Annotated in this window: 16 protein-coding genes; 4 read left to right on the top strand and 12 right to left on the bottom strand. The window is 64.3% G+C overall.

Going from position 1 to position 15855, the window contains the following annotated elements:
* Positions 1-2: 2 nt before the first annotated feature.
* On the bottom strand, positions 3-497 hold the full coding sequence (locus tag LFT43_RS02305; protein ID WP_395800866.1) for a DUF4188 domain-containing protein: 495 nt from the start codon (positions 495-497) through the stop codon (positions 3-5).
* 92 nt (positions 498-589) lie between these two features.
* Between LFT43_RS02305 and LFT43_RS02300 the strand changes: the two genes are divergently transcribed.
* The gene (locus LFT43_RS02300) at positions 590-1162 is read left to right on the top strand and encodes a TetR-like C-terminal domain-containing protein (protein WP_395800864.1); all 573 of its coding nucleotides are present in this window, start codon (positions 590-592) and stop codon (positions 1160-1162) included.
* A gap of 103 nt (positions 1163-1265) precedes the next feature.
* Here LFT43_RS02300 and LFT43_RS02295 read toward each other — a convergent pair whose 3' ends face one another.
* Together LFT43_RS02295 and LFT43_RS02290 are read right to left on the bottom strand one after the other, a co-directional pair.
* Positions 1266-1958: an SRPBCC domain-containing protein gene (locus LFT43_RS02295; protein WP_395800862.1), complete on the bottom strand. Its 693-nt coding sequence runs from the start codon at positions 1956-1958 to the stop codon at positions 1266-1268.
* A complete protein-coding gene (locus LFT43_RS02290; RefSeq protein WP_395800860.1) occupies positions 1951-2592 on the bottom strand; it encodes an ArsR/SmtB family transcription factor in 642 nt (213 codons plus the stop codon). Before LFT43_RS02290 ends, LFT43_RS02295 begins: the two co-directional genes overlap by 8 nt.
* 100 nt (positions 2593-2692) lie before the next feature.
* Here LFT43_RS02290 and LFT43_RS02285 point away from each other — a divergent pair, with 100 nt between their 5' ends.
* Complete coding sequence (locus tag LFT43_RS02285; protein WP_395802859.1) at positions 2693-3640, top strand: RluA family pseudouridine synthase; 948 nt, start codon at positions 2693-2695, stop codon at positions 3638-3640.
* Positions 3641-3970: 330 nt separating this feature from the next.
* Positions 3971-4411: an SRPBCC family protein gene (locus LFT43_RS02280; protein ID WP_395800858.1), complete on the top strand. Its 441-nt coding sequence runs from the start codon at positions 3971-3973 to the stop codon at positions 4409-4411.
* A gap of 55 nt (positions 4412-4466) precedes the next feature.
* On the opposite strand, the gene LFT43_RS02275 is transcribed toward LFT43_RS02280, so the two are convergent.
* Both LFT43_RS02275 and LFT43_RS02270 read right to left on the bottom strand, forming a co-directional pair.
* Positions 4467-4898, bottom strand: a complete 432-nt coding sequence (locus tag LFT43_RS02275) for an ester cyclase (protein ID WP_395800856.1) — start codon at positions 4896-4898, stop codon at positions 4467-4469.
* Positions 4899-5014: 116 nt separating this feature from the next.
* Complete coding sequence (locus LFT43_RS02270) at positions 5015-5533, bottom strand: O-acetyl-ADP-ribose deacetylase (protein WP_395800854.1); 519 nt, start codon at positions 5531-5533, stop codon at positions 5015-5017.
* A 57-nt stretch (positions 5534-5590) separates the two neighbouring features.
* Here LFT43_RS02270 and LFT43_RS02265 point away from each other — a divergent pair, with 57 nt between their 5' ends.
* Positions 5591-6214 (top strand): DedA family protein, encoded by a 624-nt coding sequence (locus tag LFT43_RS02265; RefSeq protein WP_395800852.1) that lies wholly within the window; start codon positions 5591-5593, stop codon positions 6212-6214.
* A gap of 18 nt (positions 6215-6232) precedes the next feature.
* Here LFT43_RS02265 and LFT43_RS02260 read toward each other — a convergent pair whose 3' ends face one another.
* From LFT43_RS02260 to LFT43_RS02230, 7 genes are all read right to left on the bottom strand, one after another.
* Positions 6233-6538 (bottom strand): hypothetical protein, encoded by a 306-nt coding sequence (locus LFT43_RS02260; protein ID WP_395800850.1) that lies wholly within the window; start codon positions 6536-6538, stop codon positions 6233-6235.
* Positions 6539-6628: 90 nt separating this feature from the next.
* Positions 6629-9427: a phosphoenolpyruvate carboxylase gene (gene ppc / locus LFT43_RS02255; RefSeq protein WP_395800848.1), complete on the bottom strand. Its 2799-nt coding sequence runs from the start codon at positions 9425-9427 to the stop codon at positions 6629-6631.
* Positions 9428-9592: 165 nt separating this feature from the next.
* Positions 9593-10744, bottom strand: coding sequence for a hypothetical protein (locus LFT43_RS02250; RefSeq protein WP_395800846.1), 1152 nt, complete (start codon positions 10742-10744; stop codon positions 9593-9595).
* Positions 10741-12018: a glycosyltransferase gene (locus LFT43_RS02245; RefSeq protein ID WP_395800844.1), complete on the bottom strand. Its 1278-nt coding sequence runs from the start codon at positions 12016-12018 to the stop codon at positions 10741-10743. Before LFT43_RS02245 ends, LFT43_RS02250 begins: the two co-directional genes overlap by 4 nt.
* Positions 12019-12924 (bottom strand): ATP-grasp domain-containing protein, encoded by a 906-nt coding sequence (locus LFT43_RS02240; protein ID WP_395800842.1) that lies wholly within the window; start codon positions 12922-12924, stop codon positions 12019-12021.
* Positions 12924-13838 (bottom strand): PIG-L deacetylase family protein, encoded by a 915-nt coding sequence (locus tag LFT43_RS02235; RefSeq protein ID WP_395800840.1) that lies wholly within the window; start codon positions 13836-13838, stop codon positions 12924-12926. The genes LFT43_RS02240 and LFT43_RS02235 overlap by 1 nt, the downstream gene beginning before the upstream one ends.
* Before the next feature lie 121 nt (positions 13839-13959).
* Entirely contained in the window at positions 13960-15657 is a 1698-nt protein-coding gene (locus LFT43_RS02230; RefSeq protein WP_395800838.1) for a zf-HC2 domain-containing protein, read from the bottom strand.
* Between the last annotated feature and the right edge of the window lie 198 nt (positions 15658-15855).

Raw genomic sequence — 15855 nt, 5'->3', positions numbered from 1 at the left:
AGCTACTCGCGCGGCGCCGAGGACGAGCCCATGCGCTGCTTGGCGGTGTTGGTGCCCGGCCCGACCGGGACATGCGCGGTGGCTCTGGCAAGGCCAAACTGCGGCATGCCGTTGTAGACCACCTCAATTCCCGACGCGGGCACTTGATAGGTTTCGTGCCACACGCCTATGTCACCACCGCCCGCGACTTCCTTCATGAAACGCCGCCACGGCCCCAAATGCGGCGAATCCTTGTCCGCCGCGAAGCGCCTTAGATGCTCGGGGCTCTCCCAATAGCTGAGCAGCATGGTGGTACGCCCGAACCACTGTTCGCAGCCAAGCATTCCGGACTCTGGATGTGCTGCCAGATGGCGCAGCATGATGGGCATGGCCGACGCCACGCGAGCGACTTTGCCGATCTTCCACCAACGGTTGGCCCGCATTCCGATGAGGAAAACGGTCACTGATTCGCGCCCAGCGTCCGCCGTGAAGCGGCCCGGGAAGACTTCCTGTGCCATGTGAATCCTTCGGTCTGGGAACCGTGACTCAAGTTCCGCTTTTCGAGTTTCATAACGCTGTTATGAAACAATGTTATGAAACACTTGAAGGCATGGCAAGACCCATCGTTCATGACCAACTCGTCCGCGAGCGGCTTCTTCGGGTAACGGCCGAACTCGTAGACCGGGATGGCCCCGCGCGAGTCACGCTCCGCGACGTTGCCGCAGCCGCTCAGACCTCAACGACCGCAATCTACTCACTTTTCGGTGGCAAAGCACAGTTGCTCACGGCCGCCGTCGACGACGGATTCCGCTCGTTCGGTGACTCGCAACGCGTCGCCGAAAGCGGTGGGCTCCGAGGCCTGGGCCTCGCTTACCGCTCCTGGGCCCTGGACCATCCAGCCCTGTATCGGCTCATGTTTGGCGGTGCTCTCGCTGCCTACGTGGACTGCAGCCCGACGCCGGCCGTTGCCTCGGGAGCCATGCTTCCACTCGTGGAAGCAGTGAACGCCGCACAAAAAGCGGGAACTATTCGCCTCGATGATGCCGCAACGATCGCCATGTCCATCTGGGGACAGGTCCACGGACTCGTGAGCCTGGAACTGGCGAACATGAATGACTCAGGAACCGATTGGGAAGGGATCTACTTTGCGGCATTGGATGCGGTGGCGCGCGGCTGGCAATGACGCCCGATTGCCATGCGACGCGCAGGTGACCTGACGACACCGGAGTTCCCTGTGTGTCGCCAGACCACCTCCGTGTCGCCCAGCGTTTTCCGCGTCGCAGCCTTTACGCGTACACCTTCTCCAGGAACCCACCCCACACTTTGGCGGTCAATTCGGAGTCGCCGTTGCCGCTGAAATCGTGCACGGTCATGCCCACGGGGGCTCCGAACGAGTTGCGGCCGAAGAAGCGGTAGAGCGTGTCCGTCGTCCGGAGGCCCAGGAAGTGCTGGTTGGAGAAGTCAACCTCCCCGCTCAGCCGCCCCACGCCGTCGACGTCCACCTCAACAGCGGAACCCTGCGGAACGCCGTCCACGCCGAGTGCCTTCTTCAGCTGCACGAACCCGTCGGGGGTCTGCGAGGCCGCCGGACCCTGGATGTCCGTGAAGACCACGGGCTTGCCGTCGAAGAACTGCAGGTACTGGCCCAGGGTGTGCAGGTAGAACTCGGTGTGCTTGCTGGCGCCGTCGTACTGGTCTTCCCAGTTGTCCGCAAAGATGCCGCTGTGGACATAGTGCAGTTTGGCCCGGCCGCCGTCGAGCGGTTCCAAGACGTGTTCCAGCTGGTTGAACCAGCCGTCCGGTCCGTCCATCCGGGACACGAGGTGGCTGGGGTATTCGTCCACGGTTTTCACGGCCGGCCACTGATCGGTAGGGAACATCCACGCCGAAGTGTCCTGGGTGACAGCCTGCCAGACCCGTTCAGGAGTGCCGGGCAGTTCGGTGTCGGCCACGATTTCGAATTCACGGTTGTCAGTCATTGTCCTGTTCCTTTTCTGGAGAGTGCTGCGTGTTTGTCTTGAGTGCGGGATGAAGTACGACGACGAGGCGGTGCTTGCGTGCGCCGCTCACTGTTCCGGTCGAAGCGCCGGCTCCGCCGTCGTGGTACTTGTCCACGAGGCGGGTCACTGCGACGCCGAGCTCCTCGGCAAAAGCTGCGCGGTCCGACGCCGAGCGGAAGGTGATTTCGCCATCGATCGCGAAGCTCGCAAGCTTCTTCTTGGCTGCGGCCGCGCCCGCAATCAGCTTGCCCATCTCCTGGACCGTCCGGGCCGCGAGCGCCAGGAGCCAGAAGGCGGAAAAGCGGTCCGAGAAGCGTCGGGGATCCGGCGCCACGGACGCAAGTGCCGCCGGCGAGATCAGGTACGACGCCGCCGTCGCGCGCAAAACCCGTTCGGTGACGTTGCCCTTCTTCCGTTCCTCCACAAGCTCGACGAGCCCATGACGCTCCAGGGCCTTGAGATGGTAGTTGATCTTCTGCCGCGGCAGGCCCACCTTGACCGCCAGCTGCGTGGCGGAACCGGGCACGGCCAGCTCCTGCAGAATACGGGTGCGGATCGGGTCCAGCGACGCTTCCGCCGCGGCGGGATCCTCGATCACTTCGATGTCCAACATGCTTCCATTGTGCCTACCGACAACTTTTCTTGTCAAGAACTTTTTTATCGTCGGCATCCGCCGGCGTCCACACTTGGCGCCCCGGTAGAATGGACCGGTGATGCAATCCCCCCTTCCAGTGCGCGACGGCGTCAACGCCACCCGTCTGCGCCTCCCGGACGAGGGGCCTTGGGACACCGCGATGGACTACATGATGCACCGCTGGGGCCACATCGATCCCCAAGGCATCGAGGACAGGTTCGACGCCGGCGAAATCGTCGGCGAGGGCGGGGCGCCCCTTGATCGCCAGACCCCCCTCGAAGAACACACCTTCATTTGGTACTACCGCACCCTCCCGCCGGAGACGCGCATGCCCGTGGAGATCGATATCCTGCACCAGGACGAGCACCTCCTGGTGGTGGACAAACCCCATTTCCTGCCTACCACCCCGGGCGGCACGTACATCCAGGAATCGGCGCTCGTCCGGCTCCGGAACCGGCTAGCCTTGCCGGACCTGATCCCGATGCACCGCCTCGACCGGATGACCGCCGGTGTCCTGTTGCTCTCCACCAATCCGGAGACCCGCGGCAAGTACCAGGTGCTCTTCGAAAAACGTCAGGTGCAAAAGGAGTACGAGTGCGTCTCGGCCGCGGCACCCGCCGCAGGCTTTCCCGCCGTCGGGTTCCCCGCCGTCGTGCGCAACCGCATGACCAAGTCCCGCAGCTACCTCCTCGCCGAAGTGATCGACGGCGAACCTAACGCGGAAACCCGCATTGAGCTGCTGAGGACGTTCGACGGCGGCACTCACGACGCCGGCCCGGCTCGCCGAGCGCTGTACCGCCTTGAGCCCCACACCGGAAAGACCCACCAGCTTCGGGTGCACATGGCTTCGCTCGGACTGGGAATCGTGAACGACGCGTTCTACCCCGAACTCCTGGACAAGGCCCCGGACGACTACTCCAAGCCTCTGCAGTTGCTCGCCCGCGGCATCCGCTTCGTGGACCCAATCAGCAAGCAAGCCGTGGAATACCGCAGCCGCCTCGATTTAAGCGAAGCCCGCCCGGCCTGACGCGGCCCTCCCCCAACGCTCGCTCACCTCTGGCACCCTTTCTCCCAACGCTCGCTCACCTCTGGCACCCTTTCCGCCAACGCTCGCTCACCTAATATTAGGGACATGTCCAACTTGGGGTCATATCTGCACGAGGGTTGACCTCATGGGCGGCATATTTGCAGGAGCGTCCGGCCAAACACCCACATATGTGATCGAGGGTCGGGGTGGACACCCGGTGCGGCGCGGAAACGAACGCGTGTTCAGCACCCAGAGCGAGCCCTGCGTATATGCTCAATTTTGCCGGCCCCGCGACCGCGGGCGGTGTTCGGTCTCGCGAAAAGGAACCACATGGCCCACGCTGAAAACGAAGTCTCGATCAACCGCCCCGCAAACGACGTCTATGCCTTCCTCGCGGACGGGCTGAACAACAAGCTGTGGCGCCCGGCCGTCAAGACTGTCGCCCTCGCAAGTGGCGAACCAGGCGCCCAGGGTGCCGTGTACTCCCAGACCTTGGCTGGCCCCGGCGGCCGTTCAATCGACGGCGATTACGAAATCGTCGCAGCGCAGCCGGGCAAGCGCCTCGATTTCCAAGTGATCGCCGGCCCAGCCCGTCCAACCGGGTCCTTCACGCTGGACGAAAACGACGGCCGCACCACGGTTCGCTTTTCCTTGGATCTTCGGCCCAAAGGCTTCATGAAGCTCATGGGATCCATGATCACCAAGACCATGGAATCGGAAGTCGGCCAGCTTGGACAGCTGAAGTCCGTACTTGAAAAGGGCCCCGCCTGACGCTTCCCCGCCAACGCAGCCGCAGCGGGGCCCAAGGTGACTACGCCAACTGTGATTACGCCCCGGGCATCATGCCCAGCTGGACCATCATTCCGGCGACATCAGGGTGCGCACTGAACGACGTGATCTTGCCGTCCCGGACTGAAACAAAGTAGGTGCCGGTGCCCTTGACGCTCTTTCCTGTTGCAGGCACTTCCATGCCTCCAACCACGAAGGGGCCGGTGTTTGTGCCGGTGAATTCCACTTCGGCGGCTACGGCGTCCTCACTCACCACTCGATTGATGGTACGGACGTGCATGTCAGGAAACGCGGTGAACCATGTCTCCATGTATTGCCGGACCTGGTCCGTCGAGTGAAGGGCTTCGGGCAGCGATACGTCCGACAGCGTGAAATCATCCGCGAACATGTCAGCAAAGTCGTCGGCTTTGTGCTGGTCCCAGGCCACCATGCCCCGTTCATCCAGCTGCCGAACTTCCTCGATCAACATCTCGTACCTCCCTAAACTCGGCCCCGACAGGGAGAGCCGGGACCTTGTTTTTTGATCTTAGGACGGGCGTGTGGCGGCGACAATGAGCTACGGAAACCAGCAGTTCCCCAGGCCAGTCAGGGCCCGAACACGCTGCGGAACACTTCGGCCGTCTCGGCGCTGAACAGCACAAATTCCACGAGTTCCAGCCCACTGGGGCTTTCGGCGCCGACCCGGCCGACGGCGTCGAGCGCTACAGTGGCGACCTCGCGCGCGTCCCAGCCGTAGACTCCCGCGCCGATCGCCGGGAAGGCGACAGAACGCGCTCCGAGGGACACTGCCACCCTTAGGCTCTCGCGGAAACACGAACCCAAAAGTTCCGGATCGTTCTGCCCGGCGTGCCGGTTGGGGCCAACGGTGTGAATCACCCATCGGGCAGGCAATTTGAACCCGGGGGTGGCCACGGCCTGGCCCACCGGCAAGCCATCAGGGTACCGTTCCCGCACCTCCACGCACGCTGCGAGAAGCTCCCGCCCGGCGGCGCGGTGGATGGCGCCGTCGACTCCGCCGCCGCCCATCAAAGATGAGTTGGCTGCGTTGACGATCGCGTCGACGTCGCGCGTGGTGATGTCACCCTGCAGGATCTCGAGCCGCATGGCGCCAGTCTTGCACGGCACTCCGGCGAATGCACCAAAGTGGGGTAATTTGTGCCCATGGACATCACCACCGCCGATGGCTGGGGAGCCGCGATCTACGTTTGGATCATCCCCATGGTGGTGGGCGATGCCTTCTTCCCGCCCATCCCCTCCGAGATGCTTGTGATCACGGGTGGCGCGCTGGCTGCCGAGGGCCGAGTCAACCTGTGGCTCGTGGCTTTGCTTGCCGCCGCCGGCTCCTGGGTGGGTGACATTCTGGTATTCCAGCTCTTCAAGCGGCGGCTGACCCATGTTCTGGACCGTTGGGCGTGGGGCCGCAAAATCCATCAGGGCATCCACCGGGCAATCGCCAAAGCCGGCCGTTCGTCGACCTATGGCGCGATCATCGGCGCCCGGTTCATCCCGGGTGGGCGGCTTGCTGCCTCGGCCGCTGCCGGAATCGCCGAGGTTTCCTCGCGCGGGTTCAGTCTCTGCGCCGGCTTGGGCGGGCTGTTGTGGGCGGCGTGGCAGACCGGACTGGGTTACTTTGCGGGCTCGACGACGAAGCTTCCGTTCTGGGCAAGCTCCCTGATCGGCGTCGGCGCGGGACTGCTGATCGGCATCGTCGTGGGCGTGATCGTCACGCGCCGCCGGGGCGACCGCTCGCCCGTGGACGAGCCGGGCGAGCCGCCGCACCTTTAGGCGCTGCCGCCGTCGGACTCAGATCGGCGACCATTTCCCCCGCATGCGGCGCAACACGTAAAGGTTCCCTGTCAGCGCTACGCGTTCGACGGCGTCGCGCATCATGGCTGCCGACGCGCGGGCCTCGCCGTTCTCGCCCGGGTAGTCGCGCGGCTCCACGAGGAAGCGAAGGCTGATCTGGGCGACGCCGCCGACGATGTCCAGCTGATTGGATTCGACATGGTGTCGCGTTTCCAAGGCCTCGAGCGCAGCGGCCATTACCGACTCCGGCGGATTGCCTGGCTTGAGCCCGGTGATCTTCAACTTGGTCTGGAACGAAGGCATCCCTCAACCCTAAACGTTCGCTCACTTGACGTGAGCGAACGCCGGGGAAACACCCACATAAGTAAGCGCGCGTCGGGGGAAAGGAACCGGCTAGCCGGTGTTGCGGAGGCCGGCGGCGACACCGTTGACGGTGATGAGCATGGCCCGCTGGAGGCGTTCGTCGATCTCGACGCCGGAAATGGAGGCTTCGCGGACGCGGCGCAGAAGCTCCACCTGCAGGTAGCTGATGGGGTCGAGGTACTGGTCGCGGATTTCGAGGGAGCGCTTGAGTGTCGGCTGGGCTTCAAGGAGCTCGGTCTCGCCGCTCAGGAGCTCCACCTCGGCAACTGTGAGATCGTACTCAGCGCGGATCGCCTTGAAGAGGTGGTGCAGCTCTTCCGGAACCAAGGAGGACACATAGTGCCCGGCGATGTCCATGTCCGTCTTGGCCAAGGTCATCTCCACGTTGGAGATCACTGACTGGAAGAAGTGCCAGCGGTCCATCATTTCCGCGAGTTCGGCGGTGTTGCCTGCCTCTCGTGCGGCCTTGAGGCCCGATCCCACACCGAACCATCCCGGCACGATCTGCCGCGACTGCGTCCACCCGAAGACCCATGGGATGGCGCGAAGCCCACCCAATCCTGTGCCGGAATCGGGGCGCTTGGAGGGCCGCGAGCCGATGTTCAGGGATCCGAGCTGCTCCACCGGCGTCGAGGCCAGGAAGTACGCGGGCAGGTCCGGATCGTCGATGAGCGTACGGTACTGGGCGAACGCGGCATCCGAAATGATCTCCATGACCTGGCCGTAGCGTTCGCGCTCGTCATCGGAGGTGCGCGGGGTGCGGTGCAGCGCGGAGCCCTGCATCACGGCGGCCAGGGAAAGTTCCAGGTTTTCGCGGGCGAGCTCCGGCAGGGAGTACTTGTCCGAGATTACTTCGCCTTGCTCAGTGAATTTGATGGCGCCTTCGAGCACGCCGTTGGGCTGGGCCATGATGGCGTCGTAGGTGGGTCCGCCGCCACGGCCGACGGAACCGCCGCGGCCATGGAACAACCGGACGTTAACGCCGTGCTTGGCGGCGACGTCGCGCAACTTGCGCTGGGTTTTGTGGATCTCCCACTGGCTGGTCATCACGCCGGACTCCTTGTTGGAGTCCGAGTAGCCGAGCATGATCTCCTGGACATCCCCACGGAGCCGGACGAGCTCGCGGTATGAGGGATCCGAGAGCAGCAGGTCCACGATTTCGGCCGAGGCACGCAGCTCTTCCACCGTCTCAAGGAGCGGGGCGAAGCCGATCTTGGCATAGGGAGCCGAGCCGAAGAGATCGATTAGCCCGGCTTCGCGTGCCAGCACCGCGGCCGCCAGGACGTCGTCCGCGCCGCGCGTCATGGAAATGATGTAGGTTTCGACGACGTCCGGCCCGTAAGTCTGGAGGGCGTGGCGGATGCTGCGGAAGACATCGTAGGTGCGGTCGCCGTCGCCGTCGAGCTTGATGGGGTGGCCGGAGAGCGGGCGGCGCGAAGCCAGCTCCGCACTAAGGCGCTGGAAGCGTTCGGCGCGGCTCAACTCCCCGTAGGGAGTCCCGACGCCGAGCCGGTCCACCAACTGCCCGACGGCGTCGTGGTGGTAGTCGGCATGCTCACGGATGTCCAGGGTTGCCAGGTGCAGCCCGAAAGATGCGATCGCGCGGCGGACACGGGCCAGGGCGCCGTCGGCCACGAGCGCGGCCGAGTGCTTGCGCAGCGAGGCTTCCAGCAGTTCGAGTTCGGCCAGCAGCTCCGAGGTTGAGGCGTAGTCGCGGCCGGCTTCGTGGTAATTGGACGCAGCCACGCGGCGGCCGGTGTTAATGAGCTTGGCCTTGATGCACGTCAGTTTGAGTCGGTACGGCTCCTGAGCGTTCAACTCAAGGATGCGCTTGTCCAAGCCAGGCAGGTTCATGAGGTCGACGGCGATCGACTCCAGGAGGTCCTCTTCCGCATCCACCAATGCGGTGGAGTTTGAGAGGACTGAAATCAGTTCGTCGATCATCGAGATGCTGATCCGCACGGCATGCTGGTTCTGAAGCTGCAGGATTTCGCGGGTGACGGAGGCGGTGACGTTCGGGTTGCCGTCGCGGTCTCCGCCGATCCAGGACCCGAAGCGGATGGGGGCTTTCTGCGCGGGCAGGACCACGCCGTGCTCACCGAGAAGTTCGGTAAGGTCCGTGAGCATTTCCGGCATGGCGTCGGTCAGGATGCTGCTCAGGTAGTAGATGGCGTTGCGGGCCTCGTCCACGGGGGTGGGACGGACTTGGCGAAGTTCGTCCGTCTGCCACATCTGGTCAATGATCTCGGCGAGCTGCCGGTCCTGGCGACGGCGGGCGGCCGTGCCCTCAAGCGTGGATTCGGCCAGCACGTCCGAGAGCTTGCGGATCTTGTCCAGCACCGACCGGCGGGAAGCCTCGGTGGGGTGCGCGGTGAAAATAGGGCGAACGTCCAGCTCATTGACGACGTCCTGCAGGGCCTGGGTTCCGGCCTCATCGGCGATCTCGGCCACGGCTTTGGCCAACCAGCCGTCCTTTTCCTGGCGTGTCCGCAGTCCGCGGACGCGGTGCACTTGCTCGGCGGCGTTGGCGAGGTGGAAATAGAAGGCGAAGGCGCGAACCAGCTCAGTGGCTTCCTCAAGCGGCAATGAGGCGAGCAGTTCCCGGACCTGGGCGACGACGTCGTGCGCGCTCCACGGGCCGGTGGCGTCAGCGCCGCCGCGGGCGGCTTCCTTGGATTCCTTGGTGAGCAGGCGCACCTGCTCGACGAGCTGCAGCAGCTCCGGGCCGTGCTGGCGAACCAGCGACTCACCGAGAAGCGTGGAGACGCGGCGGACGTCGGCCCGGAGTTCCGCGGCAAGGTCGGTGCTGAGATGTGCAGTGTCAACCATGAAAAATACCTTCTGGCGTTGGGTGTGGCCCGTACACTGCGCTGGATACTGTGAGCCGGATTACTGATATTTCCTACGGAATCCTACCCGCAGCCGCTCCGGCGGTGGCAATCCATCTCAAATGTTGTTACGCCTCAATTCGGCGAGCGCAACAGGCCCGCGACCTCACCGCGCCCAGGCCCGGCGGAGCGCGTCCCAATGCCCGTCACCCATGAGGCTGGCGGGCGTGACCGAAACCGATGCCGCACCGCCGTCGGCCGCGAGACGCAAGGTCCGCTCCAGCTCGTCCGGAGAGATGGAGCCATCCCCGGACCACAGTCCGATCGACAAAGAATACCGCGTCCCGGCACGCTGCCGCAGCGCCTTGACGAGCTCTTCCGTCCCTGGTGACCGCTCGTTGTTGAGGCCCACATACTCCCACACATGGATCCGGTCCAGCTGCTCCAAAAGGAGGCCATAGTCCTGGCCGCTGTCCGCGCGATCCGCACTGGCGGACACGCCCGGAGAGCGGACATCCATGTCCAGGTCCACTCCAAAAGGTTCGACGGCGGAGCGGACTTTGCGCACGATGTCCGCCATCGCGTGCGTGCGCCAAATGGTCACGTCCGCGGCGGCAGTGTCTATGGTTCCGTCGGCGCGGCGGGGCCAGTCGCTCCGGTGCATGGCTGATGTGAAGTCCTGCAGATCGTCCGGGCCGAAGGTGTATTCGTCGAACATGAGCTCGGTCAGGTTGACGGCGGCGGGCCTGTACCTCTTGGCCACAGCCGCCGCCAACTCCGCCAGCTGGATACCTGCAGCGCCGGTCCGAAGCGAAGAAAGACTGGCGAAGCTGCCCGAAGCCTTGCCTACGGTGTTGTGGCCAGCCAAGGAAGGATCGGCGGTGATGGCTTTGTCCAGTAGGACGTCGATGGTGAGGATGACGTCCCTCTTCTGCCTTGTACCGGATTGCTGGGCAGTACCGGATTGCTGAAGCGGGCCCGGCTGCTGCAGCGCCGCGATCGATTCGGCCACAAAATCGCGGCCGGTCCGTTTGACCTCGGCGGACACGGATTCCGGATGTGCTTCCCAAGGAAAGGCGGTCCAATCGGTCCGCCCGACGGCAATGGACACGGCCGTGGCCTGCACCTGGTCGAGCCGCCCACCCAACTGCTTCAGGTGGGCCGGGTCCTCTACCGCCACGTCTTCGAACCCAAGGTTGACCATCCGTTCGGCGGGTCGGGGCTGCCCTTCCGTGGCGCAAGCGCCCAGGAGGACGGTTGTGGCAAGGAGGCCCGCGAACGCTGCAGGCCGCACGAGTTCCACCGAAAAGCCGCTCAAGCGCGGGACATTTCGGGAGAGCTGATGCCGGAGGCAGGCACTGACACCACGCCGGTGCGTTGAAGCTTGTTCCACCGTGCAGGGCTTCCCCTGAGTTCCTTGCCAACGGCACTGGCTAGCGCCAGCCCCACAAAGACCGAGTAGAGCGGCCACAACGGCAAGGTCCACACATAGCGCAGATCGCGCCAGGAACGGTTCAGGCCAAGGGAGATGACAATCAGCGCCAAGGAAACGAAGAGCCCCAGCCAGCCCAGGATGGCGAGCACCTCGCCCGGCACCGGACCATGGCCAACCAGATACAAGTAGGGCAGCACCGCCAGTACCAGAAGCTGCAGGATCGGGATGATCACCATGGTGACGGTGTTGAACACCAGGAACGCGCCGAAGGACCCGTACCGGAGGTTGCCAACCATGCTCACGTGAATCCGGAGGGTCTGCAGCAATCCCCGGGACCATCGGACCCTTTGCCGCCACAGCCCACGGATGGTGGATGGAGATTCGGCATAGACCAAGGCCTTGGGCTGGAAACAAACCCGGTACCCGGCTTTGTAGACACGCCAGGTCAGCTCGAGGTCCTCGCCGAGCGAATCTTCGTGGAATCCACCCACGCTCTGGACCAATTCACGGCGGAAGGCTCCCATGTTGCCGGACACGATGGGCAGGCAATGCAGGAGGGACAACGCCCTGCGAACAAGTCCTGTCCCGACGTGGCTCAGGACGGCCAGCATGCGCGTCTGTACACGGTCCAGGTTGACCGGCCTGTCGTCGCCGCACACCGCACCGACCTCCGGGTGGTCGAATGCCTGGAGCATGTGCAGAAGTGTGTCCGGTGCGAAGATCCCGTCGGCATCGACAAACATCAGGATGTCGCCGTGGGACGAGGCAATTCCGCGGTTCAACGCCGCGCCCTTCCCGGCGTTGGCCTGCGTGACAGAGCGGACCCTGTCATGCTCGGCAGCGAGAGCGGCCATGATGGCGGCCGTCTCGTCGGTGGAACCGTCATCCACCAGAATCACTTCAAACCTGCGGTACCGGCTGGCCAGGATGGATTCCACGCACTTGGTGATCACAACGGCCTCGTTATAGCCCGGGACGATCACCGACACGAGCGGTTTCTGGTCGAGCATGGTCATCCCGTCCTTGGAAGGCCGATCGCGGTAGCGCCAATTGAAAAACATAGCCATTGGAACGTAGGCGATCTTGACTGCTCCGAAGCCCAGGATGATGAGGCCACTGATCCGGACGAACTCGAGCAAAAACTCAAGGAAGGTCACTCAGACCATCCCTGCAATCGCGCTGTCGCGCAACTTGCGCAGGACTCCATCAACCAGTTCGGGAGCCTGCGCGCTGTTGGCTCCGAATCTGGCGTTCACCTCAAGGATCACCGGGGCACTGTTCGGCATCCGCCGGATGTCGACGTCGGCGGGTCCGGTCAGTCCCAGGACCCCTACGGCGGCAACAGCGAGGGCCGCAACGTCCTCGGCTGCCGGGGGCTCCACCCTTTTGACCGAGACGGCGTTGCCGACGCGGCCCTCCTTGAGCTCGGTCTTTTCAAGGACCACCACGACGTCGTCCGGGTCCCTGTCAGGTCCGTGCCGCAAAACCACCGGGGCGTACTCGGTACCGGGTGCGAAACGCTGAACGATCAGTGAGCGGTCCAGCTCGTCCCAATGTCCGGCGTCGGGAGCGTGTTCAATAAGCTGCACTCCCCTGCCGCCGCGCGAAACGCGCGGCTTGATCACTATCGAACCGCCCAAGCGGTCCATGGCGTCCTGTGCCGATACGAAATCCACAGGGAGCCCGAATTCCGGAACGCTAATTCCGGCGGCCTTGAGCGCCGTCATGGTCAGGTATTTGTCATTCGCCGTGTGGACCGCCAAGCGCGGAGCGATCAACACCTCGACCCCGGCGCCGAACAGGGCCCGGGCTTCGGATACCTGGGGAAGTTCGTCGCTTACGGTAGGCACCACGAGGTCGACCCCCCGTTTCACCGCCAGATGGCACAGGGTCTGCACGTAGTCCGGGGAGCTGGCCGCGGGCACTACAAGCGTGTCGCTCGCCAAACCCGGGCGGACCGCTTCCATGTCCACACCCAGGACATAGTGTCCGCGTTCCATCAATTGCCTTGCCAGCGAGGACCCGGCCGGCCCGCCTACACCGGTCACCAGAATCCTGGCCATCAGAATTCCCCCACCGCTGAGCCGAGCAGGCGCACGGGCTCGAAACCCTCGGCATAGGAGGTCTTGACCTGGGAGCCGCGGAAGGCCGCGAGACTGCGGACCCGTTCCGCGCTCATATATGGTTTGCCCTTCTGGTTCCGGTGCATGGCCACCGCCTGGATCTTGACGTCCACGTAACCTTCGATGTCCACGAACACGCTCGGGTTGAAATGCCGGGTGGACGACGGACTTTCAAAACACAGGATCGAGGAATGCTGGCGGGCCGCCCGCATGGTGGCGGCATGAACGGCTTGGTGGTCCTGGTGGTAGTCGTTCCCGGAATGCGTAATGACAACATCGGGCCGGAAGGTGCTCATCAGGCTTTCAATGACCTGGACCATTTCCTGCCCGTGATCGGACAGGCTCGTATCCCGGAAGTCATGGACCTGGACCTCGGACGCCCCCATGAAATCCGAACCCGTGGCCGCCTCCGCCACCCGGACCGCACTATCACCGCCCCTACCCCCGGTGCTCATCACCACGGTCCGTACCTCATGGCCCGCGTCCACCAGCTTCGCCAAGGTCGCCCCGCACGCCAATTCCAGGTCATCCGGGTGCGCACCGATCGCCAGGACCTTCCTGCGCTGGGTCGCCAGCGTGTGGTCGATCCGCAGGGTCGGGGCCACCAGCGCACCAATCACCACCCCGGTTCCAGCCAGGAGAACCACCACCTGCAGCCACGCCTGCTGGCCCGGGAAAAGACAGCACAACACCAAAGCCGCGATCATCCCGACGCCCAGGGCCGCCGTCGTTCTCCTCAAACGGTGGGGCGTCCTGAACCTGCGGATGAACCACTGCTGGCCCGCCGGAACCATCGCCCAATACACCGCGGCCGCGCCGACAAAGCCAGCAACGGCGAACAACGTTGCCTTCATTTCTCCCCTAAAAACATGCTTAGTGCCTACTACCCGTCTTCGGGCACTGCCGATGAATGAGTGAGCCGGATGGGCACTTCATGACGCCGCGGCGTGGGGAATTTCCCGAGCCGTACCTCCATCAGAAGTCGTAGGAGAAGGTGTTCGTGTCAATTCCTGTTCCACTCAAGCCATACGTCAAAGTGTGGCTATGCCAGTAGTGCGGGATCGTGACGTTGAACGTGAATTTCAATTCGCCAGGCTGCACCGAATTCGTGGCGCAACTGATGCTGGAAGGATCCAACGGCTTCGGCGAGCAGGTCCAGCCCGCGGGCGCGGTAACGGAACTGCTCGAAATTGAGCTACGCCTGTTGACCGAAAAGTCGGCGGTGGCCTTCCCGAGTCCACTCCCTGGTGACAGGGTGAAGGTTGGCTCCAGTGTTGCCGTCGCGGGGTCCGCACCCGAATCTGTCCGACTCGCGGTACCGCTGACTTTCGCCCGATTCGGCGACGGCGTGGGCGACGGCGTCGGCGACGGCGACGGCGTGGGCGACGGGGTTGAGCTTCGCGACGGCGCCGGCGAGGGGGGCGACGACGGCGACGGCGTGGGCGACGGGGTTGAGCTTCGCGACGGCGCCGGCGAGGGGGGCGACGACGGCACGGAAGTGGGTGCGGGCGTGGCGGACCGCGCGGGCACTGGCGCCGGCGCCGGTACCGCAAAGGAGGGCTCAGCGATCACGGGCGGCTCCGGAGCGCTCGGCCATGCCGGAAGCAGCGGCGGCTCTGGCGATGCGGAGACGATGGGCGCAGGCGCCTGGGGCTGTGCCGGCGTCGACGTCGGCCGGGGCGGCTGGGTGGTTCGTACTTCGGCATCCTGATACGCCCTCGGTGCCGGCTGGCCGGTCAGAACCTCGACGATGCCGAGAGCGCCCACCACCAGCCCTACGGCGAGCGCGGCGAAAATCGACATCAACAAGGGCTGCGAGATTCCGGCGACCCCGGAAGCCACGGGGGCCGCAGGTAGGTGGCCCACAACTCCCAGTCCTGAGGCCTTCCCTCCCCAGGCGGCCAACGGGACACCTGTGATCAAGGGCAGGAGCACGGCCCGCATGGTTCCCTGGACGTCCTTGAGGTCCAGCAGCACGGCCGTGCATTTGGCGCAGCCATCAAGGTGGTCCCGTACTTTCGCCTCGGCCGTTTTGGACAGGCCACCGCGAACATAGGATCCCAACCGGGAGACGAATTCCGTGCAGGCACCCTGCGGAGTCTCGCTGACATGCATCTGCAGATACTGACGCCGCAGTCCTTCCCGCGCCCGCACGCCAAGCGCGGAGACGGCGTTGGGCGAGAGCCCCAGGATCGGAGCGACGGCGGCGGGTTTCATTCGTTCCACGTCCAAGTACCACAATGCGGCCTGCCACCGTTCCGGTAACGAGCGGAACGCGCGGGCCACCGTTTGTGATTCGAAGGCCTGGATGGCGGGATCGTCCAGGGTCATTTTGTGGTCAAGGACAGTCTCATCGCTGGTCGGCAGCGTGCGGCCGGCTTTCCGATTCTTGTGATGGGAAAGCCGGGTCACCGCCGACAACAAGTACGCACGGAAGAAGTGTTCGGGCCCTTTGCCCGCCACCAGGCTCTGCAGAACGGACTGGAATGCCTCAGCAACGACGTCGTCGGCGTCGCTGAGGTTGTCAACGTTTTTGCGAGCCACAGTGGAGGCGATGGAGACGTGCCGAGCGTACAGCCCGTCATAGGCATCCAGGTCCCCGCTACGGACCATGGCGATGAGTTGACCGTCGCTGGCAGCGTCGGCCGTTGAAGAGGCAGTACTAGGAGCCATTAACGGCTTCCCCAAAAGCGTAGAAATTCCTGACCATATTTACACAGTGGCCAGAGCCCGCCAGTCATGACGCGGTTTGGAATCTATTCTTCCGGGAATTTCCGGTCCACCGGTATTCGTCGGTGCCCTCATGCCCACGCGCTTCGAGTGCTTTCCCCTGCCCACCTCCCTGAAGACGCGGTGGGATTCCTGGCCGGC

Origin of the sequence: Arthrobacter sp. FW306-04-A (genome assembly GCF_044358315.1) — a bacterium.
Classification (GTDB): Bacteria; Actinomycetota; Actinomycetes; order Actinomycetales; family Micrococcaceae; genus Arthrobacter.
Note: the sequence above shows the minus strand (reverse complement) of the source record. Positions and strands in the feature narration are given on the sequence as shown.